Genomic DNA, 22050 nt, shown 5'->3' with positions numbered 1-22050 from the left:
ATGTTCGATATTAAGTGGATACGTGAAAACCCGGCGGCCTTCGATGCGGGCTTGGACAAACGTGGGGTGGCACCCCTTTCGCAAAATCTAATTGACTTGGATAAAAAACGTCGCGCGTCACAGACTCAAGCCCAAGAAATCAAAGCCGCCCGCAATCAGATTTCCAAACAAATTGGTGCGGCCAAAGCCAAGGGTGAGGATGCGGCTGCGTTGATTGCCCAGGTTTCTCTTTCCAAGCAAGCGGAAGGCGAAGCGGAAAAAGAAGCGACTGAACTAACCCGCGAACTGGATAACGCGCTGTCAGCCATTCCGAACTTGCCCGGCGACGGTGTGCCGATTGGTAAGGACGAAGACGACAATATCGAAGTCCGAACCTGGGGCGACCCCGCGGCACTGGATTTTGAGCCCAAGGAACATTTTGATTTGGGCGAAAGCCTGGGGATGATGGATTTTGACCGGGCGGCGAAAATTTCGGGTGCTCGGTTTGTAGTGTTATCAGGCGCACTGGCGCGGATGGAGCGGGCTTTGGCGTCGTTTATGCTGGACTTGCACACCACGGAAAATGGCTATGAAGAAGTCAATCCACCTGCCTTGGTCAATGACACGGCAATGTATGGCACGGGGCAATTGCCGAAGTTCGGCGAGGATTTGTTTCGAACGACTGATGGCTTTTGGATGATCCCGACAGCGGAGGTTCCACTGACCAACCTCGTTTCCGGTGAAATCTTGGAGCAGGATCAATTGCCAATCCGGCGCACAGCCATGACCTGGTGTTTTCGGTCTGAAGCGGGGGCGGCCGGGCGCGATACCCGCGGCATGATTCGCCAACACCAATTCACCAAAGTCGAACTTGTCAGCATCGCCGAGCCCGAACAATCGAATGACGAGCTGGAACGCATGACGTCCTGCGCTGAAGGTATCTTACAAAAGTTAGAATTGCCGTATCGAGTGGTGGTATTATCGACAGGTGACATGGGGTTTTCAGCGCAGAAGACCTATGACATCGAAGTTTGGTTGTCGGGGCAGAAGCGCTACCGGGAAATCTCCAGCTGTTCCAACTGCGGCGACTTTCAGGCCCGCCGGATGAAGACACGCTATCGCCCTGAAGGAGAGAAAGGGACGCGCTTTGTCCATACCTTGAATGGGTCTGGGCTGGCGGTTGGCCGAACCTTGGTTGCAGTATTGGAAAACTACCAGCAAGCCGATGGTTCCATCGTTGTGCCAGAAGTGCTTCGACCTTACATGGGGGGGCTGGAGGTCATCACAGCTGATGGCTAAATCTCCTGCATTTTTGAACCTGGCCAAGGCCCGGATTCTGATTTCCAACGACGACGGCATCGATGCGCCGGGGCTTAAAGTCCTGGAGAAAATCGCCCGCAAATTATCTAAAGATGTTTGGGTCATCGCTCCTGAGACTGAGCAAAGTGCGGCCGGGCATTCCCTCACACTCCGCAGACCTTTGCGCATTCGCAAAGTCTCCAGCCAACGCTGCGCCATTGACGGTACGCCAACCGATTGTGTGCTGTTGGGGGTTAACGAGGTCATGAAAGGCAATTCGCCCAACTTGGTACTGAGCGGTATCAATCGAGGTGGAAACTTGGGCGAAGACGTGACTTATTCAGGCACGGTCGCTGCTGCCATGGAAGGGACGCTTTTGGGCATTCCTTCGGTCGCCGTTAGTCAAGTCGTTACGGATCGCACTAAGCCGCGTTGGGCGACGGCGGAACATTGGGTTCCCAAAGTCTTAAAACAGCTGGCAAAGAACCCTTGGCCCGAGAACGTCCTGATCAACGTCAATATACCGGACGTGCCGACTCGTGCTGTGACAGGGATTGAAGTCAATCGCCAGGGGCGGCGCAAAATTGGCGGCGAATTGGCGGAAGGTCAGGACCCCCGTGGTGAGTCCTATTTTTGGATTGGCGCGCAACGGGATGAGGACCGGTTTCGAAAAGACACGGACTTGGAAGCCGTCCACCGAGGCGCCATTTCAGTGACTCCGTTGGGGTTAGACCTGACCCATGGGCCGACTCTTAAGAAACTGAAGGGCGCCTTTTCATGACAGGTGAGTCGGGAAAAGCACGCTTGGTCCTGGATTTGCGTCAAGCTGGCGTGAGCGATGCGCGGGTGATGGCGGCGATGGAAGCCGTGCCGCGTGAATTGTTCGTGCCGGAACCCTTGCGCAGCAATGCCTACGACGATACCGCCTTGCCAATTGGATACCATCAAACCGTCAGTCAGCCCACCGTGGTGGCCTTAATGACCGAGGCATTGAATGTCGGCGAACGGATGAAGGTCTTGGAAATCGGCACCGGGTCTGGCTATCAGGCGGCGGTCTTATCCAAGCTGTGCCGGCGGCTTTATACGTTTGAGCGTCACCGTCCGCTGTTAAAAGAAGCCGAGGCGCGCTTTGCTGAACTGCGGATTACTAATATCACATCATTGGCGGCCGATGGCTCCAAGGGGTGGCCGGAGCAAGCACCCTTCGACCGCATTATTGTCACAGCTTTCGCGGCTGATATTCCGCCGGTTTTGGTTGAGCAATTAGCGGTTGGTGGGCTGATGATCGTTCCCGTCGGCGATGGCGATCACGACCAACGCTTGGAACTGGTAGAGCGTACGGAAGACGGCATTAAGACCAAAGATTTAGGTGCCGTGAGATTCGTCCCGATGCTTGAGGGCATGGGAACAAATTAGCTCTTAACCGGCCTCATCAAATTCATCGTAGTGTTTATAGCTGTTGGTCATGTACCACCTGAAGAAATCCCAATACGATTCCGGTGCGTATTTCGGTGGATTGTCAGGGCTCTGGCATGTCGGCAGACATTCAACGACCGGTTCAAGATCGGGGTTTACGAAGACTGGGACAGTGTATCTGTTTTTAGATTTTGGGATTGCGACGCGATGCGGTGTGGCGATAAAGCGCTCGTTGCTCCATCGTTCCAGGAACTGCCCAATGTTGACATGAATAGCACCTTCCACTTTCCTCGGTCGAAACCAAATCCCATTGTTATCTAGAATTTCTAGTCCTTCAACGTCCGCTGCCGGCAACAAGGTCATGAACCCCGTGTCGGCATGGGCACCTAGCGCAAACTCGTTGTCCTCGGCGGTTGGTTTCGGTGGATAATGGGCCATGCGGTAATAGGTGTAGTTTTCTTTGAAATAGGGCTGGAAAAAGTCTTCAGGTAGCTCCAACGCTAATGCCCATAGCGGTAAAAGCTTTTTCCCAAGGGCCTCCATGGCGCCCATGTATTCTTCAACGACTTCTTTGAAACCTGGTAGGTTCTCCGGCCATTGGTTTTTCGCGTAGAACTGCTTTCCAGCCTTCACATGAGGGTTGTCCGCTGGATAATCTGTTGCGAAAACAGTTGTTTCATTGAGATCGAACTTGGTGTTCGCGTTATAGGTTGAATGCTTGATCAGGGTCGCACGGGGAGGGATGAAACCGCGCTGGTCTCGGTTGATCTGAATTTTAAGTTTTTCGTCGAGAGATAAGGCAGAAAAGCGCTCGTTCTCAGTAATTGCGCGGTCAAGCAGTGACTGCGGGATGCCATGGTTCTTTAGGGCCAGAAACCCGACTGTTTCACTGGCGAATCTAAGTTCTTCGGCCAGGGTCTGTTTCTTGCTTTCATCCCCGCTGAGATAATCGCCTAAATCCAACACCGGCAAATCACGGGTCTCAACATGACCATCACCTGATGTTGTAACTTCAATTTTTTCTAAACTCATTGATCACCCTTCCTGCTTGACGCTTCATCGCGAGTGCAAAACATAATTGGTCTTGGGTCCAAGTCTTTGACTAAGATCAAGCCATGATAGCACGAAGGACAGACTTGAAAAGTTGCAGTGAGTCCACGGGTTAGAGATAATTGCGCTATGAGGTCTATAGGGTGGAAATTTATCTGTTTTTGTATTGTGGCGGCGGTGTCTGGTTGCGGCTGGGCGGAGTGGCCGCCGAAGCCTGTTTCATTTCCAAAATATGGTGGAAAAGCCCCGGAAAATAAGGGCTCGCGGAGTAATGAGAGGGCACGGCCCAGCACGATCAAGGTTGCCACTGGTGACACTGTCTACAATGTCGCACGGCGCCATGGGGTCTCTGTTCGTGCCCTTATTGATGCGAATCGCTTGCGGCCGCCTTATCGATTGAGAGCAGGCCAAATTTTAGCGTTGCCGCGTTCTCCGGTCCATGTGGTTAAGAGCGGCGATACACTTTACGCAATTGCTTTGCGCTATGGTGTCGGGATGTATTCCTTGGCTCGCACCAATGGACTACAGGCACCTTATCTAATCAGGGTTGGACAGTCGCTTAAAATTCCAGGCTGGAGCCGGTCGATCGCTGCCAAAGCCCGACCGCGAAGAAGCTCTGATGTGCCGAAAAAGCCTCGGCCCAGAGGTACCTCTAAGCAATCAAATTCGGCACCGCCGCCGGTTCCCCAACCCGTTATGCCTCTGCCGCCGCCAAAAGCTCGCTCATCGTCTGGGTTTCTTTGGCCGGTGAGGGGAAGGGTGGTTTCAAGGTTTGGTGCGAAAGCCAAAGGTCTGCACAACGATGGAATCAATATTGCGACCCGTCGGGGCGTGCCGGTACTTGCTGCGGATCATGGTGTGGTGGCCTATGCTGGCAATGAACTACGTGGCTTTGGCAACCTGTTGCTGATCAAACATTCAGAAGGCTGGGTGACGGCGTATGCCCACAACCAAGTTCTTCTGGTCAAACGCGGGCAAAGTATTAAAAAAGGGCAATCCATCGCCCGTGTTGGCAGCACAGGTACCGTGAACACGCCGCAGCTTCACTTCGAATTGCGCAAAGGAAAGCGCGCGGTAGACCCGCAGAAGTATTTATCGAGGCTGCGGATTTAGTAGAAAATTTGAGGATTCGTCGGTAAAATGCTTTATTGAATCTCAGAATCGGGAGAGGCTTAGGCATGGACAAGTTTTCGACAGATAATGTCACAGAGAATGTCAAAGAATCCGGCACTTGGATCCGCTTCGCCGCAATGGTTTTCTATGGTTTCGCATTCTACATTGTATCGTCGTTGACGTTTTTTATCGCGGTCGTTCAGTTCCTCATAAAGCTGCTAACGGGATCAGTGAATGCACAACTGCAATCTGTAGGCTTAAGCTTGGCCCTGTACGCCAAGGAAAGTATTGTGTTTTTGACCTTCCATTCAGAAGAATTGCCATTCCCATTTGGCCTAGCATGGCCCAAGGGAGAAAAGGCGAAACCCGCGCGCAAATCAACTCGTAAAACAGCCAAATCTCCAGCTAAATCTTCAGCCCGCAAGGCAGCGGCCTAGGAAATTTGGAGACGTGGCCGCGGACCAACAGGAATTAATTCAAAACGCGATAGTTTATGCCCGCGAAGGCCGCCTTGAAGAGGCCGAAAAAGCTTTTACTCAGGTACGCGATGCCGATCCCGATAATCCAGATTGCTACGTCAATTTAGGAGTTGTGTTACGTCAGCAGGGAAAGGTCGATGCGGCCCTGGCGTCCTATCAATACGCGCTTTCGATTGATCCTAAACACAGTGGTGCGCTTTACAATTGTGCCAATATTTTGCGCGATGGTCGGCGGCACCAGGAGGCCGTGGAACTCTATCTCCGGGCCCTTAAAATTAATCCGGAACAAGTCGCGATCTTGAATAATCTTGGCCTTACGCTTCAGGCATTGGGGCGACAGGAAGAGGCCATCGGTTACTATCACCAGGCGCAAAAACTTCAACCGGATCAGGCTTACCTTTTCGATAATATTGGCAACGCTTATCTGGAACTCAAAAACTTCCCCCATGCCATGGCCAGCTATCGTCAGGCTTTGGACATTGACCCAAATTTCACGCCCGCTTTGGCTCATATGGGGATCACATATTCCAAAGAAGATAAGCCTGACGATGCGATCAAATGGCTGCGCAGGGCTTTGGCGGTTGATCCGCATTTGATCGATGCACTTAATGCTATGGGCAACGCGTTGAGGGTGCTTAATCAGGACCAAGAAGCCATCGCCTGTTTCCGTCGGGCGCTTGAGATCAATCCCAATTTCCCTGAAGCCATTTCGAATTTAGGAGTTGCATTCAACGACTTAGGCAATTTGGACCAGGCCCTCGCCGCGGCCCGTCGTGCCGTGCAAATTTCTCCTCGGAATCCGATTTATCATTGGACGTGTGCCTTGGTTCTCCTGCGTGCAGGGCATTTTAAAGAAGGCTGGAATGAATACGAATGGCGCTGGCAGCGGCATGATTTCACCACTCCAAACCGCGACTTCGGCAAACCGAGATGGGACGGCAGCCCCTTGGACGCAAAGACCATCCTGATCCACGCCGAACAAGGAGTCGGCGATACATTACAGTTTATCCGATATGCGCCCCTCGTTGCTAAAGCGGGGGCCTCCGTGGTGGTTGAGTGCCAGCCGGAAGTGGCGGGACTGATGGCAGACGTAGAAGGGGTAAGCACTGTCGTCCGACAAGGCGATAAGTTCCCTAACTTTGACACGCAAATACCGCTGTTAAGTCTGCCTAGAATATTCGGAACAGAAGTGGAAACGATCCCGGCGTTTACCTATTTGAAAGCGCCAAAGAAACCAGTCGTCAAAATTAAACCAGGCAAAAAATTTGCGGTCGGACTGGTGTGGGCCGGCAGTGCGACACATCGGAACGACAAACAACGGTCGATCCCGTTGGAGACTTTGACGCCCTTGTTGGATGTACCGGAGTGTGTGTTCTACGGCCTGCAGGTCGGTGACCGGCAAAAGGAAATTAAATCTCTGGACTTGGCCGAAAAGGTGATCGACCTGTCTGCAAAGCTGAAAGATTTTTCTGCCACCGCGTCCGTGGTCGATCAATTGGACTTGGTCATTTCAGTCGACACAGCGGTTGCGCATCTAGCCGGGGGAATGGGCAAGCAAACCTGGACGTTGCTGGCTTTTGCTTCCGAATGGCGCTGGTTGATGGGACGGGATGACAGTCCGTGGTACCCCAGTATGCGGCTTTTCCGACAAAAGTCGGCAGGAGACTGGGGGGATGTGGTGGAAGCAGTTGGCGAGGAGTTGGGTAAAGCAGCTAAAGCTTAAAGCCGCTTACCCATTTTTCCAGCTAAGTCCTGAATGAACTGCCATGCAACCCGGCCTGAACGTGAGCCTCGGGTCATCGCCCATTCGACGGCCTGGGCGCGCAGTTCTTGTTGGGGAACATCCAGACCATAAAATTCAGCGTACTTTTCGATAATGGCGAAATATGTATCTTGGTTGTGGTTGTGAAAACCAAGCCACAGTCCAAAGCGATCCGATAGGGAGACTTTTTCTTCTACCGCTTCAGACGGATTAATCGCCGTACCACGTTCATTTTCCATCATGTCGCGAGGCATTAGGTGGCGGCGGTTGGAAGTCGCGTAGAAAATGACGTTCTCTGGCCGTCCTTCAATTCCACCCTCAAGCACAGCCTTCAGAGACTTGTATTCGGTTTCACCGCCATCGAATGAAAGGTCATCGCAAAACAGAACAAAAAACCGGTCCGAATCGCGCAGGATATGCAGCAACTTCGGCAATGAGGTGATGTCTTCGCGGTGAATCTCAACCAATGCCAATGCACCGGGCTTATCTTCGTTGATCTTGGCGTGAATGGCTTTAACCACGGAACTTTTGCCAGTACCACGGGCGCCCCATAAAAGTGCGTTATTGGCGGGCAATCCGTTGGTAAAACGACGGGTGTTCTCCATCAAGGTGTCGCGTTGTTTTTCGATGCCTTGCAGCAATTCTAACTCAATCCGATTGACTTCGGGGACGACTTCCAGCCATTCGGTCTCCTTATGCCAAACATAGGCATCAGAGGCTGTCAGATCAGGCTTCTCTGCGGGGGCCGGGGCCAAGCGCTCCAGGCTGTCCGCAATCCGTTGAAGCAGCGGATATAATTGGTCATCTGTCATGGCGGGGGAACGTATCTACTGACATGGGTCAGGTCAACCCAATCCGGTGATCAATGGCACTAAGTTACTGGTTGCAAGTCAGAGCCCCAGGGGTATAGTCCGTCGAGCTTTACCAATTTACTGTTTTAAGGAGTTTGAGATGTTCGTATCTCCCGCATACGCGCAGGCTGCTGGTGGTTCCGGTGGTGGAGGCCTAGAGAGCTTCCTGCCGATTATCCTGATCTTTGCGGTTTTCTATTTTCTATTGATCCGCCCGCAACAAAAGAAACAAAAAGAACACCGGGCCATGTTGAGCCAGGTGCGCCGGGGTGACCGGGTCATCATGGGTGGTGGTATCATGGGGACTGTGACCAAGGTGATAGATGATCATGAGATCACCGTGGAAATCGCTGACGGCGTCAAGGTCCGCGTTCAACGGGCACTTTTGGCGCAAGTGATTGCCAAGATTGATCCGTCTCAGGCCGCACCGACAGCCAGCAATGACGACTCTCAGAAAAAGGGCGGCATGCTAGGCGGTATTTTTGGCGGAAGCCGGAAATAGTTTAGTCGGCAGCCATGATTTATTTTGCAAAATGGAAGATTGCGATGGTCCTGGGCGTGTGTTTGCTCGGGCTGACGTTTCTTGTGCCAAATTTCCTAAGCAAAGAGGCTGCCGAAGGCTTGCCTGATTATCTGCCTCATAAGCAGATCAGCTTAGGGCTCGATTTGCAGGGTGGTGTACACCTGTTGATTGAGGTCGGCGTGGGTACGGTCATTCGGGAACGCGCCGAATCGGTTCGTGATGATGTCCGCGTGACCCTCCGAAAAGCAAAAATTCGCTATTCCGGTTTGGGAATCAATGGCACGAACGTTCGCGTGACGATCAAGGACCCGGCGAAAGTTGATCAAGCGGTCTCCTTATTTACGGCCGACCAGGCGGGCATGGACATAGAGAATAGCGGCAATAACATCACCATGGCGTTTAGCGATAAGGCCCTGAAAGAACAAAAAGTCGGTGCGGTTGAGCAATCTGTTGAAGTCTTGCGGAAACGAATTGATGCGCTCGGCGTGCGCGAACCGACCATCATTCGCCAAGGTGATGAACGGATTTTGGTGCAGGTGCCGGGCATAGATGATCCTGAACGTTTAAAAACCATCATCGGTAAGACCGCGAAGATGACGTTCCATTTGGTGGATAACCGTCAGCTGGCACCGGGACGGGTGCCGCCGGGGTCGATGCGGGTGCCGGATGCTCAAGATAAATATCAAGACGGCAGCCCCGTCACATATTTGGTCCAAAAGCGGGTGATGGTCAGTGGTGAAAGCCTGATTGATGCGCAGCCCTCGTTTGATTCGCGCACCAACGAGGCCGTGGTTTCTTTCCGGTTTGATACCCGGGGTGCCCGCAAATTTGGTGATGTCACGACAAAAAATGTCGGTGTGCCTTTTGCCATTATTTTGGATGGTAAGGTCATTACCGCACCTGTCATTCGCGAGCCGATTTTAGGCGGTAGTGGCCAGATATCAGGTCGCTTCACGGTTCAAGAGACCCAAGACCTTTCGCTGCTGTTACGTGCTGGTGCACTGCCGGCGCCCTTGACGTTCTTGGAAGAACGAACCGTTGGCCCTGGAATGGGGGCAGACTCAATTGCTGCTGGTAAGATCGCCGCTATCGTCGGTTTGATCGCGGTAATCGTCTTTATGGTCATCAGTTATGGCAAGTTTGGCGGCATGGCGGACGTTGCCTTGATGATGAACATCATTCTGATTGGCGCCGCACTCTCCGTCTTACAAGCAACATTGACCCTGCCGGGCATTGCCGGGGTCGTGCTGACCATTGGCATGGCCGTCGATGCGAATGTGCTGATATTTGAACGTATCCGTGAGGAAGTCGCCGTCGGGCGGACACCAATCTCCGCCGTCGATGCCGGATATTCCCGGGCGATTACCACGATCATTGATGCCAACGTGACGACCTTGATTGCGGCCGTGCTGCTGTATCAATTTGGTTCCGGGCCAATCCGTGGGTTCGCCGTTACGCTGGCGATTGGTATTGTGACGTCTATGTTTACCGCGATCATGCTGACCCGTTTGATGGTGGTGACGTGGCTCCGGCGCAACAAGCCTACGAAGTTGGAGATTTAGGATGTCTGGACTTCATCTCATTCCCGTAGGGATCAGCCTTCAGTTCATCCCAAAGCGGAAAATGTTCTTTATTGCTTCGGCGGTGATTATCATCGCATCGATTTTTCTGTTCTTAGGCAAAAGCCTGAATTACGGCATCGATTTTAAGGGCGGTATTATGATTGAGGTGAAGACCCAAGGTCCCGCCAACATCGGTGCCATGCGCGAGACCTTATCAGGCTTGGGTCTGGGGGCGGTTGAACTCCAGGAATTCGGCGCAGTTGATACGGTGCTCATCCGCGTGCAGCGCCAACCGGGCGGTGATCAAGCGCAAGACCCCGCTGTTCAAAAAGTTAAATTGGCCCTTGGGGCAAATGTGGATTACAGACGGACCGAAACTGTCGGCCCTAAAATCAGTGACGAGCTGTTCTGGTCCGGGGTGCAGGCGGTGTTGTTCGCCATCGTCGCGATCATGATTTATATTTGGTTCCGATTTGAATGGCAGTTCGGCATTGGTGCTATTATCGCGCTTAGTCACGATGTGATTTCGACAATCGGGCTGTTTGCGCTGTTCCAGTTTGAGTTCAACCTTTCAACGGTGGCTGCTGTCCTGACGATTGCGGGTTACTCGATCAATGACACGGTCGTTGTCTATGACCGGGTGCGCGAGAACCTTCGGAAGTATAAATCTCTGCCATTCACGGATTTGCTCAACCGCAGCATTAACGAGACCCTGTCGCGCACAGTTATTACCAGCGTGACGACGTTGCTGGCCTTATTCGCACTTTATTTCTTAGGTGGCGAAGTCATCCGAGACTTCAGCTTTGCCATGATTTGGGGCGTGCTGATCGGAACGTATTCGTCGATTTGCTTGGCCGTGCCATTGTTGCTGTATCTCAACGTCAACCGCGGCACCGGCGCATCTCAAACTCAGGTAGAGGCGACGGAACAAACGTCGTAGAGAGCCATCTCAGGACTGGACATCACGCCACTGGTTCCCGAAGGCCGTCAGCTTATTAACGGTTATGGCGATGGTCGGTTTCGAATTGCCGGTGAAGTCTTTGAAAGCGGAGTCTTGGTGTTTACTGAGACCACAGTTCCCTGGCCGGTCACCACAGTCGACGAAATCTCTATAGACGCTCTCGAGCCAATTGTCTCAGCGGACCCTTCGGTTGATATCCTCTTGATCGGCTGCGGCCCAAAGTTCCTAATGCCGCCCAAGGTGCTACGAGAGGAACTTCGCGCCGCTGGGATTAGCATGGAATGGATGGACACAGGGGCTGCATGCCGGACCTTCAATGTGCTCCTAAGCGAAGAACGCCGAGTTGCGGCTGCGTTGATTGCGGTGGCGTAGGGCTCGCATAACTTTTTGTTATTGAGTCTAAAAATTATGTCTGCTTATAGGCAGGAATTTAAAATTAAGCCGCGCCTAATGACCTTTTGAAGTAATGCCAAACTGTTTCAAGATTTTCGAAAAATCCCCCTGCGACTGCATGGATTTTAGGACCCGCGTGACATCGTCGACGAGATCGCGATGCCGTGAATGGACATAATGGTACAATGGATTCCGTTGTAGGGGCGGTGTGAGCATAACAATGTGCTTCAGACCCTGATCCTGGATAACCTTTGCGCCGGTAAACCGATTGGCAATAACGATGTCCATCCGCCCCTTATCAACCATTTTGAAAGCAATAATGTCGGTGCCTGTAAGATGGCGATTCATCCCGACGGTGTTTTGCTCAGCAACTTTATAGCCCCTGTGAAAAACGAGTCTGTATGGCTTGAGGCTTTTCCATCCATCGATCTTTACCGACGCGTCTTTGCCGAAAGCCATTTGTTCAGCGGTGACATGGCTGACGGGTATACGAATTAGATTGGGATACTTTGTTTCTATGTCTTTAATCCGAACCAATTCGCCGTCCGAAAGGCCTTTGTTGGACATCTGAAGCGCTCGTTCCGCCGGATAGGTCTTATATACGACAGTGACATTGAGAGTCGCATAGGCCTGGCGGATAATCTCGGCGGCGGCATCGTGGAAAGCGTTCTTTTCCTGAGGAAAAACGAATGTTAGTTGCCTCCCCTGGGCATTGACCGAATCCGCTGTGAATAGGGTCAGCAGGAATAACAACAACATTCGGATCGCCATGATGCTATTTCCTTTGCTTTTACCGTCAGAGAGTAACATGTGTTACCGCCATCGCTATCGTAATGCCTAATTTTGGCGACTTGAAGCCGTTGTATCAACAAAGACTCCTGCACTGAGGGCGTGCTTTGCCGACAAGCCAGCACATCAATCCCAGGGAGATCAATGTTACCGTCCTCGTGCAAAAGATAGAATTGCTTCCTCTCTCTACAAACCCAATCAGATTAGAACGGGTTGTTTTCTGATTTTCCCTTTGTGTCAAAGAACTCCTTTGTGATCTTGAACACGATCGGGCTGAGCAGGGCCAACGCAATTAGGTTTGGAATTGCCATCAATGCATTGAGCGTATCGGCCAGTAACCACACGAACCCGAGCTTTAGGGTGGCGCCGACAAGGGCTGCTAAAGACCATACGACGCGGAAAGGCGTGATGATCTTGACGCCGAACAGGTATTGCAGCGAACGCTCACAATAGTAGCTCCAGCCGAGAATTGTCGTGAAAGCAAATACCGTCAAAGCCACAGCGATCACATAGCCACCGACACCAGGCAAGGCTAAATCAAACGCCTTGGCGGTGAGGGCTGCACCTGTCTCGCCGCTGGTCCATGCACCCGTGCAGAGAATCGCCAGAGCGGTGAAGGAGCATACGATCAGTGTGTCGATAAAGGTTCCCAACATGGCAACTAAGCCTTGGCTGACAGGACCTTTGGTCTGGGCCGCGGCATGGGCGATCGGGGCCGAGCCAAGGCCGGCTTCGTTGGAAAACACGCCGCGCGCGACGCCAAAGCGAATGGCCGCCCAAACCGCAGCACCTGCAAAGCCGCCGGTTGCCGCGGTAGGCGTGAAGGCATGCGTGAAGATTAAAGCAAAGGCGTTGGGAATGGCGGAGGCATTAAGCAGTAGAACCAAGGTCCCGGCCCCCATATAGGCGATAGCCATGATCGGCACGAGCTTGCCTGCCACCGTGGCAATACGCCCAATGCCGCCCAACAGCACGGCGCCAACCAGGACGACAAGGGCAATACCGGTCAACCATTCAGGAATTGCGAAAGTCGTATTCAGCGCATTCGCGATGGAGTTCGCCTGCACCATATTACCGATACCAAAGCCGGCGATACCGGCGAACAGGGCAAAGCAGACTGCAAGCCAATTCCACTTTTCGCCGAGGCCGTTCTTGATGTAATACATCGGTCCCCCGACATATTTGCCGCGCTCATCTTTTTCACGAAAGTGCACAGCGCAAACGGCTTCGGCAAACTTTGTCGCCATGCCGACGAGCGCCGTCATCCACATCCAGAAGATAGCGCCGGGACCGCCAAGAAATATAGCCGTCGCAACACCGGCGATGTTTCCAGTGCCTATTGTCGCAGCCAGGGACGTCATCAGGGCATTGAAGGGGCTAATCTCACCGTCGCCACCAGGAATTCGGCCTTGCCACAAAAGCCGGAAGCCAAACGGAATTTTCAAGATTGACAGAAATTTCATCCCAACCGTCAGAAACAGACCGACGCCCAGAATCAGTACAAGCATTGGCACGCCCCAGACGATGCCATTTAACCAATTTACAGAACTGGTGATCGCTTCCATGAGTCTCCCCCTAAGGTGAATTGACTAAGTTTCTAAATCGATAATACCCAAATTAAGTTATCGATAGTAAAAAATTAGGTTTTAAATTTAATCCTCGTTGCGATGTCCGGATTTATCGTCCATTCAAAGCGCAGCAAATTAAAAAAAAGCCCGGCAGTTTCCCGCCGGGCTTTCTCATTCACAACTTCCTACAATCTACTAGTAGGCATAGTTCTGCGCCGATACCATTGCGAACAGCATTGGAATCGAGAGCATTGTGTTGGTTCGCGAAAATAGCATCGCGGTCCGGGCAGAGGCGGCTTTGACGTCCGCTTCTGCTTCGACGATGCCAAGGGCACGTTGCTGGTTCGGCCAAATGATGAACCAGACGTTGAACCACATGATTATTCCCATCCACATGCCGAAGCCAATGGCGGTAATCTGCGCGCCGCCGCCGTTTAGACCTAGCGACAGTGCCTGACCAATAGAGCCATTGGACCAGGCCAGCATCAGACCGGTGAAAATGGTTGCCATCGCGCCGTGGCGGAACCAAAACAGGGCCGCCGGTGCGATAACTTTACCGATGGCAGGTTTTTGTTCGTCAGGAATTTTCCCCATGTTGGGAATTTGCACGAAGTTGAAGTACCAAAGGATACCAATCCACATGACACCGCTGATAACATGCAGCCAGCGCCACAAGAAGGTAATGAGTTCCATATCCATGATTTATATCTCCCCTAACTTCAACTAATTGATTGCTTTGACCGCAACGACGAGAAGCACCGTAAGGATGCAGCCCATAATTATGGTCTTTGGTAACGATTCGAGCGGATTCTTCATTTTACATATTCCCCCGCAGGTCTGGAATTTAAATGGACTTGTCGCAATTGATATTGGGTCGCATTCTATTCGTTAAACCTAAGGGTGTGCAACCGTTGCAAAATTTATTATTAAAATCAGTCGCGTGTATTTCCATATATATCATAAGGGTTTATCAAGAATGCCGACTCCGTCGCACCAGAACCTTGAGTTCGCATGACTGAATACGCGTATTGCCAAAATTTAGTCGAACGGTTCGATCCGGACCGATATTTATGCAGCCTGTTCGCGGGTTCAGAAATTCGGGCGGACCTGATGGCGCTTTACGCCTTTAACGTTGAAGTTGCGGGAATCCGCGAATCTGTCTCTGAGCCCTTAATTGGTCAGATGCGTCTGCAATGGTGGCGAGACAGTATGGATCGAATTTTTGGCGGCGCGCCGCCGGCTCATCAAGTCGCGACGGCCTTGAGTCAGACCATAAATAAGTTTGATTTGGAGCGCAGTGCGTTCGATGTCCTATTGGACGCAAGGACAGCCGATTTCGATGATGCGCCCTTTGCGACCTTGTTAGAGTTAGAATCTTACGTCGAAAATACGTCGGCGACTTTGACCAGATTGACGCTCCAAATTCTGGGGCAGAGCGAGTCTCGCATTCTCGAAGTCGGGCGACATGTAGGGATTGCCTGGGCATTAACAGGATTACTGCGCGCCATTCCGTTTCATGCTCGCCAAGGACGTAGTTGCTTGCCAGTCGAACTGGTCAAGGGGTCGGCCTATAAGGGGCCTGAGATTTCAGAAGTTGTGGCCGTGATAGGGGCTCAAGCAAGCGAACATTTGCGTAAGGCTCGGGAAGGGCAGAAGGCCGTGCCAAGGACTGCCGTGGCCGCATTATTGTCAGCGACGCTGGCCGATGGATATCTCGATGAATTGAAGAATGCTAATTTTGATCCTTTTAAAGGTGACTTAAGAGCAGCGCGTGTTAGTACAAAAATTCGCCTGCTATTTAATGTGTTGAGAGGGCGGTACTAGAAATTATCGGACGATGGTCTTACCCCCCAGGGAAGGTCGGAACAGGCAAGTCTTCAGGCGGTGGAGCGCCTTCGGTTCCGGCGTCACCCACTGGGACTTGTGGTTTTAGAACCATCAATTCCAGAGTTGATAACTGCGGGAATATAGGTGACGACCAGGCGTGGTAGAGCATCACGACACCCTTGTCCGTATCTGGAAACCCGCCGCGCGCATCATCGAATTTTCGGACTTCCAGGGTGGTGACGAGATTGGTCTTGGGATCGACGCTTTGCCACATGGCAACCGGGTTGCCGCGTCTGGGTTCCCCCATGGGGGCGATGCCCCTGCTGATAACGGAAGTTGGATTGCCAAACCGGCTCTTATAATAGTCGACCACGTTGCCGAATGATTTGGAATCAAAAATAACATGATGATTGGTTGCGACACCGTCATCGTATCGGGTGACGGCCATGGGACCCTGATACATGACCGAATCAACAGTGAAGTGTTCGACCATCGCTTCCGGCCAAGTCGCTGGCTCAATGCAGAAGGCGACAGTTCCCCGGCGCTTGATGACGCAGGTGTCTGTGTCTGCACCATTGCCGTCTCGATCACTGGTGGTGCGGCCGAGGCGCATGGACTCGCCAATGGTCAAGACCACATTGGACATATATTTTCCAGGTGCTTGGGGAACGCCCTTAGGGGGGGCCGTCTTGCCAAGCGGTGTGTCTGCGCGTTCGATCTTCTTAACGCCCCAGCCGGATTCGTCTGAGTTGTCGATCGCAGTTGCGGCGGTTTCTTTGGGCGAACTCAATTCGTCCGGTTGCACCATATCCACCAGCTTATCGATCAAGCCACCTTCTGATTTTTTTGGCTGTGCGCCGACCGGTGCGGGGCCCGAAGGACCGGGACCAACGGTCTTGTACTTATTTGATCGCGTAGGAGCCTTGGGTTTGGTGTCTGGTTCTTCCAGGCCAGGAAGTCCTGGAATCTCACCCGGCTTTTCCTTGGATGGTTCCTCTAACGACGGGATGCTAAAGGCATCATCCAGCTTTGCATCCAAGCTGTCCTTCTTCGGTTTGGCAGATGGCTTGGTGGGTGTCTGGGGGGCATCGTCTCCAAGACCAGGAATGCTGAAGGCTTGATCCAGTTGTTGTTCGAGGGTGGGTGCCTTGCCTTTGGCAACGGCCTTAGCGCCGGCTGAGCCACCGTCTTCAGATTCTCCGGGCTTGGCCAGATGCTCATAGCCTTTGGGCGGCGGCAGAAAGGCAAGCTGGTCATCGTCTTTGGACTTAGAAGGTTCAGTTGTTGTGGGCAGAGGTGTGTCTGGTTCGCCGAGGCCTGGCAATTCAGGTAGACCCGGTAATTCTGCGGTAGGTTCCTGCTTGGGCTTTTGGCTGACCTCGGCTGTGGCCTCACGCTGTATCTCAGGTGTCTGAGTGGGAGGAACTTCTGGGGCAGGTTTAGGTTTTTTGGCGATTTCAGTCTGACGCGGGGCCGACTTTGCCGGTTTCTCTTCCGGAACGGGTGAGCCAGTCAAAAAGCGCCAGGTATTCAGAACTTTTTCGCGCATTTTCTGCAGGGCTGTTCTCTGGCTGCGTGGAACGTCAGTCGTTGAGGGTGCTGGTTGCGCCGATTTTGTGACGGGCGCTTCCTCGAACGTTACTTCTCCTTCCTCTGAGGGAAGGGGAGCCGTGCCGGGTTCGGTTTTTGGCGCCTCTTGAAATTCGACTTCAGCCTCAGTTTCTGGGACACCAGTCTCAGCCAGTTGGGGTTGTCTTGGCGGTGTGCCACTTGGTGATACGGTACCTTGGATGAGGCGTAAATAGGCTTCGCGAACTTCCGATATCAAACGGCCAGCAGCCCCCGGTTCATTCGCGCCAGCTGGGCCGCGTTCCCGAATATAGCGTTTGGCAAACTGGTCGAATGATTCTTCGAACTTATTTACCAGTTTGGAGGTGCGCGCTTTGTCCGCCGTGTCCGAACCTTTGATCAAATCATTTGTCAGTCGATCAAACGAAGTCTTCAGTTTAGAGATCAAAGAAATGGATGGGGAAGATCCTTTTTGGCGTGGCAGCACCGGTGCTGGCACCGGTGTCTGCGTCGGAATTTCCACACCAATGGATTCTGTGTCATTAGGCTCTGTTGGCGCGGGGGCAGGCGGAACGGGTTTCGGTTCGTCAACGCTTCCCAGGGACGGTAAGGAAAGTCCCCCATCATCTGGCTTAGCCGTGTCGTCTGGTTTAGCAACTTCTTTCAGCTTGGCCGGTTCACCGGGCAATTCCGGCAAGTCGATTTCGGGTAGGCCTGAAGGTATCGGTAGTTCCGCTGTTTCTGTTGGAACCTTAAGAGCCTCAATGGGTGCCGTTGGAATTTCTTCTTTCGGTGGTTCCAAGGCGGTCGGCATCTCTGGGACGGAAGGTAGCTCCGGGGAGGGCGCATCAGCAAACTGCAACGCCGTGTCTGATAGGGCGGGGGTGCGCGGTGGTGGCGGGATGGTTATAGAGTCCAGCAAGCCGGGTTCTTCCGGTGTTTTAGGCAACTCCGCAGTTACGGTGGGTTCCGAAGGTGTAAGGGGTACAGGTGGCCCGGTCGGTTTAGGAGTTGCTTCAGCAACAGGCGGTTTCAGCTTTACCGGGGCGTCCGGTTTCGCAAGCGTAACCTTTGGTGTCCAGGCGCCTTTCGGTTTGGGCTGTTCTGTTTGGTAAAGCTTCTTATCCCGCTCCCCCCGTAGACGCAGCAGGTAATGGGCGATTTCGAAATATCCCTTATCGACAGCTAAGCCGACGGGTGAGGTTCCTTTGCGGTTCGTCGCATAAATTTTTGCCCCTTCTTTGATCGCCATCTTAACAGCATTCAAATCCTTGAGGCGTACCGCCATAAATAAGTTTTCTGTGGCCCGGGAGAAGGTAACGCCAGCAGGCGGACGTTCTTGAGCGGGTGGCGGGGCATTCGATTGGGCAATAGCGGGAACAACGGTGAATACTGTAAGCACGAACGCGATCAGAAATACCCGCACGAAGACGCGGCAGGGCTGTTGCCCTAAGCCTGATTTAACGCTCGCAAATGTACCCAGTGACCGGTTCAATTTTCGATCCACACTCACACATTCCCCCACAGTATCGCACACGCACGTACCCACGCATACGACTCCAATTTCAAATATGGTTAAAATTTCCTAAGAAATCCTTAGTTTTTCTATATATGACAATGTGTTAGCTGTCTGTTAAGCTTGCACACTTTTATCGATTTTGACGTCGAGTGGGATGGGGGACAGAGCGTGGAATACGTTAATCTTGGGACCAGCGGACTTAAGGTGTCGCGGATTTGCTTGGGAACAATGATGTTCGGTGGTGCTTCGACAGACGCGCAAGCAGCAAAAATCGTTAATATGGCGCGCGACGCCGGCGTCAATTTTATCGACACGGCTGAAAGCTATTCGGGAACTGCTTCCGAACGGGTCGTTGGCAAGCTTTTGAAGCGCGATCGCAACGCCTGGGTCGTGGCGACCAAGACCGGGGCGTCCCCCATGGGACCCGGCCCCAATGACAAAGGGCTCAACCGCCGCCGTTTGATGACTGCTATCGATCAAAGTCTTTTGCGCCTTAAGATGGATCATGTAGATGTCTATTACCTGCATCAATCTGATGCCTCGACGCCGCTGGAAGAGACCCTTGGTGCGGTGAAGGATATCATTCGTGCAGGCAAAGCGCGGTATTGGGGATTTAGCAATTTCCCGGTTTGGCAAATTGGGCTGATCGCGCATGTTTGCGAGAAGATCGAACTCGAACTTCCAGTGGTTTGTCAGCCGTATTACAACGCGATGAATCGGCTGCCTGAGGTTGAGTTGTTGCCAGCTTGTCAGCATTACGGTTTTGGTGTGGTGCCTTATAGCCCGTTAGCGCGGGGTGTTTTGACGGGGAAATATGATCCTGATGAAGCGCCTGACCCGAGCACCCGTGCGGGACGCGGAGACCGCCGCATTCTGCAAGCGGAGTTCCGCAAGGAATCTCTTATTATCGCAAAGAAATTAAAGACTTACGCGGAATCCAAGGGAACTACGCCGGGCGCGCTGGCGATTGGCTGGACGCTGAATTCTAAGGCTGTGACGTCGGTTTTGCCGGGGCCACGGACACCGCAACATTGGCGGGCGAATCTTGCAGCTTTGGACTACGTATTCACTGCCGAGGACGAAGCCTATTTCGACAGCCTTGTTCCGCCGGGGCAGTTCTCCACGCCGGGATTCGTTGACCCCAAGTTCCCGGTAATGGGGCGGTTTCCGATGGTTGGGTAGGTCATCCCTTCAAATCGAGCATCCGCCGTCTTAGTTTCAGCACGATCTTGAAGCGTTGCGAGGTGTCACAGGATTTGATGCCGCCGGATGATTTGGCTTGGCCGTAGGCGAAGACCTTGTCGATGTGTTTAAGTTGGCGGCGGGTCCACCGTTTGCGTTTTTCTTTTTTCATGAAGGCTTCGTGGAAGGATTTCCATTCCACGTTGCAGGCTTGGGCCAGACCTGCGTCCCGACCAGCGCGCTCGACTCGGCGCTGTTCACTCGACGGGATCACACCGCGCTTGGGCTTCTCCAGTTTCACGGGTGCTGCGGCTGCAACCAGGACGGCCAGCATCAATATTCCTGCCTTGCGACCCCAGGAACGCAATTTCGTTTTCTCCCCTCATCACTCGTCTATACGTCAGGATACTCCAAATTGGGTGTGGGATTTAAGTCCCTTTTTGTATTTTGGTGCGGATTTGTTCTTTTTGAGACACGGGACAGGTCTTGGTCTCCCGAACCGCCTTGGACTGAGAAAAGGCGAATATGGCGGCGACGTTTTTTAGTTGTGCAGCGCTCCAAATCGCCTTCTTGTTTTCGCTTTTCAGGAAGGAAATATAGTAACCCGCCCAGCTAATGCCGCAGACTTGGGCAATACCCGCCAGTTCGCCGATTTTCATTATACGTTGCGCGTGAGGCTCTGGGACCTTGATTGGCTTACGCTTAGGGCTGTCAGCAAGGGTAGGAGCTGCGATAAGAAATAACGCTAGAATAAAACTAAGCCGTTTCATTGAGCCATGCCTCCAAATGTGTCAATGCGCGACGGCTTTGCGCTTGTTTGCGTTCTTTGCCACGGACCGGCCGACCGCGGTGGTCTAATTCGTCCGGCAGCGGAAAAAGCCCAAAGTTTACGTTCATTGGCTGAAATGTCTTTTCATCGGCACCGCCGGTGATGTGGCTTAGTAACGCGCCCAGCGCCGTGGTCTCAGGCGGCGAGGAGAGCGGATTTCCCAAACGCTCCGCTGCGGCGAAACGGCCTGTAATTAGGCCAACGGCGGCGCTTTCAACGTAGCCTTCGCAACCGGTGATTTGGCCCGCAAAGCGGAGACTGGGTCTCGCTTTAAGCCTGAGCGATTCATCCATCAGCTTAGGACTATTGAGGAAGGTGTTTCGGTGCAGGCCACCGAGGCGCGCAAATTCTGCACTCTCTAGCCCCGGAATGGTCCGAAAAACACGCTTCTGCTCGCCATAGGTGAGCTTGGTCTGAAATCCGACCATATTGTAAAGTGTGCCAAGGGCGTTGTCTTGGCGCAGTTGGACGATGGCGTATGCCTTGGTTTGCGGATCGTGTGGATTGGTCAGCCCGACAGGTTTCATCGGTCCGAACGACAGGGTCCTGGGACCGCGTTCGGCCATGACTTCAATCGGCAAGCAACCATCGAAGTAAGGGGTGTCTTTCTCCCAGTCCTTGAATTCGCCCTTGTCGCCATCGATCAGATTGTCAATGAAGCCGAAATATTGCTCTTGGTTCATTGGGCAATTGATGTAGTCGGCCCCGTCTCCCTTGTCATAGCGCGATTGGTACCAGGCTTTGTCAAAATCGATGGAGTCTTTGTGGATGATCGGGGCAATGGCATCAAAGAATGCCAAGGAGTCTTCGCCTGTCAGTTGGCGGATTCCTTCGGCAAGGTCAGGGGAGGTGAGGGGGCCGGTCGCGATAATCACTGAATCCCAGTCTTCGGGCGGTAATCCGGCGATTTCTTCGCGCTCAATAGATATAAGGGGATGCCCTTCCAGTGACTCTTGCACGGCCTTTGAAAACCCGTCTCGGTCGACCGCCAGTGCCCCACCTGCTGGCACCTTATGTTCGTCAGCGGTATGCAGGATCAGCGAAAAGCAGCGCCGCATTTCTTCGTGCAAAAGGCCGACGGCATTGTTCTCGGCATCGTCGGATCGGAACGAATTGGAACACACAAGTTCTGCCAAACCGTCGGTCTGATGCGCATCGGTCCCGCGTACAGGCCGCATCTCATGCAGTACCACGGGAACACCACTGCGGGCGATTTGCCACGCGGCTTCACTGCCTGCTAACCCGCCGCCGATAACGTGTACAGGACGGTCGCTGAGTGCGTCGGTATCTTTCAATATATTCATGGGGCAACTGATAGCGCTGGAGCGGGCTACTTACAAGATTGTAACAGAAAAGGGCCATCCGTATTTCCCGGCAAA

General features: G+C 52.9%; 21 protein-coding genes. 12 read left to right on the top strand and 9 right to left on the bottom strand.

Features of this window, described 5'->3' with window-relative positions; translation table 11 throughout:
* Genes serS through HOM51_16080 form a run of 3 tightly spaced genes read left to right on the top strand, consistent with a single transcriptional unit; the run spans position 1 to position 2694 of the window.
* Positions 1 to 1278: a serine--tRNA ligase gene (serS, locus tag HOM51_16090; protein ID MBT5036034.1), complete on the top strand. Its 1278-nt coding sequence runs from the start codon at positions 1 to 3 to the stop codon at positions 1276 to 1278.
* Entirely contained in the window at positions 1271 to 2059 is a 789-nt protein-coding gene (surE, locus tag HOM51_16085) for a 5'/3'-nucleotidase SurE (GenBank protein ID MBT5036033.1), read from the top strand. Before serS ends, surE begins: the two co-directional genes overlap by 8 nt.
* The gene (locus tag HOM51_16080) at positions 2056 to 2694 is read left to right on the top strand and encodes a protein-L-isoaspartate(D-aspartate) O-methyltransferase (GenBank protein ID MBT5036032.1); all 639 of its coding nucleotides are present in this window, start codon (positions 2056 to 2058) and stop codon (positions 2692 to 2694) included. Before surE ends, HOM51_16080 begins: the two co-directional genes overlap by 4 nt.
* Before the next feature lie 3 nt (positions 2695 to 2697).
* Here the strand turns inward: HOM51_16080 and HOM51_16075 are convergent, their stop codons facing one another.
* Positions 2698 to 3726, bottom strand: a complete 1029-nt coding sequence (locus HOM51_16075; protein ID MBT5036031.1) for an isopenicillin N synthase family oxygenase — start codon at positions 3724 to 3726, stop codon at positions 2698 to 2700.
* Between the two features lie 147 nt (positions 3727 to 3873).
* Between HOM51_16075 and HOM51_16070 the strand changes: the two genes are divergently transcribed.
* From HOM51_16070 to HOM51_16060, 3 genes are all read left to right on the top strand, one after another.
* Positions 3874 to 4857, top strand: a complete 984-nt coding sequence (locus tag HOM51_16070; GenBank protein MBT5036030.1) for a LysM peptidoglycan-binding domain-containing M23 family metallopeptidase — start codon at positions 3874 to 3876, stop codon at positions 4855 to 4857.
* 65 nt (positions 4858 to 4922) lie between these two features.
* The gene (locus HOM51_16065) at positions 4923 to 5294 is read left to right on the top strand and encodes a DUF4389 domain-containing protein (protein MBT5036029.1); all 372 of its coding nucleotides are present in this window, start codon (positions 4923 to 4925) and stop codon (positions 5292 to 5294) included.
* Positions 5295 to 5307: 13 nt separating this feature from the next.
* A complete protein-coding gene (locus HOM51_16060) occupies positions 5308 to 7059 on the top strand; it encodes a tetratricopeptide repeat protein (protein ID MBT5036028.1) in 1752 nt (583 codons plus the stop codon).
* On the opposite strand, the gene HOM51_16055 is transcribed toward HOM51_16060, so the two are convergent.
* Positions 7056 to 7910 (bottom strand): ATP-binding protein, encoded by an 855-nt coding sequence (locus HOM51_16055; protein MBT5036027.1) that lies wholly within the window; start codon positions 7908 to 7910, stop codon positions 7056 to 7058. The two genes, HOM51_16060 and HOM51_16055, sit on opposite strands and share 4 nt — an antisense overlap.
* Before the next feature lie 139 nt (positions 7911 to 8049).
* On the opposite strand from HOM51_16055, the gene yajC reads away from it, so the two are divergent.
* Genes yajC through HOM51_16035 form a run of 4 tightly spaced genes read left to right on the top strand, consistent with a single transcriptional unit; the run spans position 8050 to position 11367 of the window.
* Positions 8050 to 8451, top strand: a complete 402-nt coding sequence (gene yajC, locus HOM51_16050) for a preprotein translocase subunit YajC (GenBank protein ID MBT5036026.1) — start codon at positions 8050 to 8052, stop codon at positions 8449 to 8451.
* Positions 8452 to 8465: 14 nt separating this feature from the next.
* Entirely contained in the window at positions 8466 to 10034 is a 1569-nt protein-coding gene (secD, locus tag HOM51_16045) for a protein translocase subunit SecD (protein MBT5036025.1), read from the top strand.
* A 1-nt stretch (position 10035) separates the two neighbouring features.
* Positions 10036 to 10974: a protein translocase subunit SecF gene (secF, locus tag HOM51_16040; protein ID MBT5036024.1), complete on the top strand. Its 939-nt coding sequence runs from the start codon at positions 10036 to 10038 to the stop codon at positions 10972 to 10974.
* Between the two features lie 15 nt (positions 10975 to 10989).
* A complete protein-coding gene (locus HOM51_16035; GenBank protein MBT5036023.1) occupies positions 10990 to 11367 on the top strand; it encodes a hypothetical protein in 378 nt (125 codons plus the stop codon).
* 75 nt (positions 11368 to 11442) lie between these two features.
* Here the strand turns inward: HOM51_16035 and HOM51_16030 are convergent, their stop codons facing one another.
* The 3 genes from HOM51_16030 to HOM51_16020 form a co-directional block, all read right to left on the bottom strand.
* The gene (locus HOM51_16030) at positions 11443 to 12159 is read right to left on the bottom strand and encodes a transporter substrate-binding domain-containing protein (GenBank protein MBT5036022.1); all 717 of its coding nucleotides are present in this window, start codon (positions 12157 to 12159) and stop codon (positions 11443 to 11445) included.
* Between the two features lie 221 nt (positions 12160 to 12380).
* Positions 12381 to 13742, bottom strand: coding sequence for a sodium:alanine symporter family protein (locus tag HOM51_16025; GenBank protein ID MBT5036021.1), 1362 nt, complete (start codon positions 13740 to 13742; stop codon positions 12381 to 12383).
* A gap of 198 nt (positions 13743 to 13940) precedes the next feature.
* Positions 13941 to 14444, bottom strand: a complete 504-nt coding sequence (locus HOM51_16020; GenBank protein ID MBT5036020.1) for a hypothetical protein — start codon at positions 14442 to 14444, stop codon at positions 13941 to 13943.
* 312 nt (positions 14445 to 14756) lie between these two features.
* Here HOM51_16020 and HOM51_16015 point away from each other — a divergent pair, with 312 nt between their 5' ends.
* A complete protein-coding gene (locus tag HOM51_16015) occupies positions 14757 to 15569 on the top strand; it encodes a squalene/phytoene synthase family protein (GenBank protein MBT5036019.1) in 813 nt (270 codons plus the stop codon).
* 19 nt (positions 15570 to 15588) lie between these two features.
* Here the strand turns inward: HOM51_16015 and HOM51_16010 are convergent, their stop codons facing one another.
* Positions 15589 to 18636 (bottom strand): hypothetical protein, encoded by a 3048-nt coding sequence (locus HOM51_16010; protein ID MBT5036018.1) that lies wholly within the window; start codon positions 18634 to 18636, stop codon positions 15589 to 15591.
* Between the two features lie 192 nt (positions 18637 to 18828).
* On the opposite strand from HOM51_16010, the gene HOM51_16005 reads away from it, so the two are divergent.
* Complete coding sequence (locus HOM51_16005; protein MBT5036017.1) at positions 18829 to 19842, top strand: aldo/keto reductase; 1014 nt, start codon at positions 18829 to 18831, stop codon at positions 19840 to 19842.
* A gap of 1 nt (position 19843) precedes the next feature.
* On the opposite strand, the gene HOM51_16000 is transcribed toward HOM51_16005, so the two are convergent.
* The 3 genes from HOM51_16000 to trmFO all read right to left on the bottom strand — a co-directional run bounded on the left by HOM51_16000 (position 19844) and on the right by trmFO (position 21975).
* Positions 19844 to 20176, bottom strand: coding sequence for a hypothetical protein (locus tag HOM51_16000; protein ID MBT5036016.1), 333 nt, complete (start codon positions 20174 to 20176; stop codon positions 19844 to 19846).
* A 94-nt stretch (positions 20177 to 20270) separates the two neighbouring features.
* Entirely contained in the window at positions 20271 to 20612 is a 342-nt protein-coding gene (locus HOM51_15995; protein ID MBT5036015.1) for a hypothetical protein, read from the bottom strand.
* Positions 20599 to 21975, bottom strand: coding sequence for a methylenetetrahydrofolate--tRNA-(uracil(54)-C(5))-methyltransferase (FADH(2)-oxidizing) TrmFO (trmFO, locus tag HOM51_15990; GenBank protein MBT5036014.1), 1377 nt, complete (start codon positions 21973 to 21975; stop codon positions 20599 to 20601). Before trmFO ends, HOM51_15995 begins: the two co-directional genes overlap by 14 nt.
* Positions 21976 to 22050: the final 75 nt, after the last annotated feature.

The organism is Rhodospirillaceae bacterium (assembly GCA_018660465.1).
In the GTDB taxonomy this organism is placed as follows: Bacteria; Pseudomonadota; Alphaproteobacteria; order Rhodospirillales; family JABJKH01; genus JABJKH01.
Note: the sequence above shows the minus strand (reverse complement) of the source record. Positions and strands in the feature narration are given on the sequence as shown.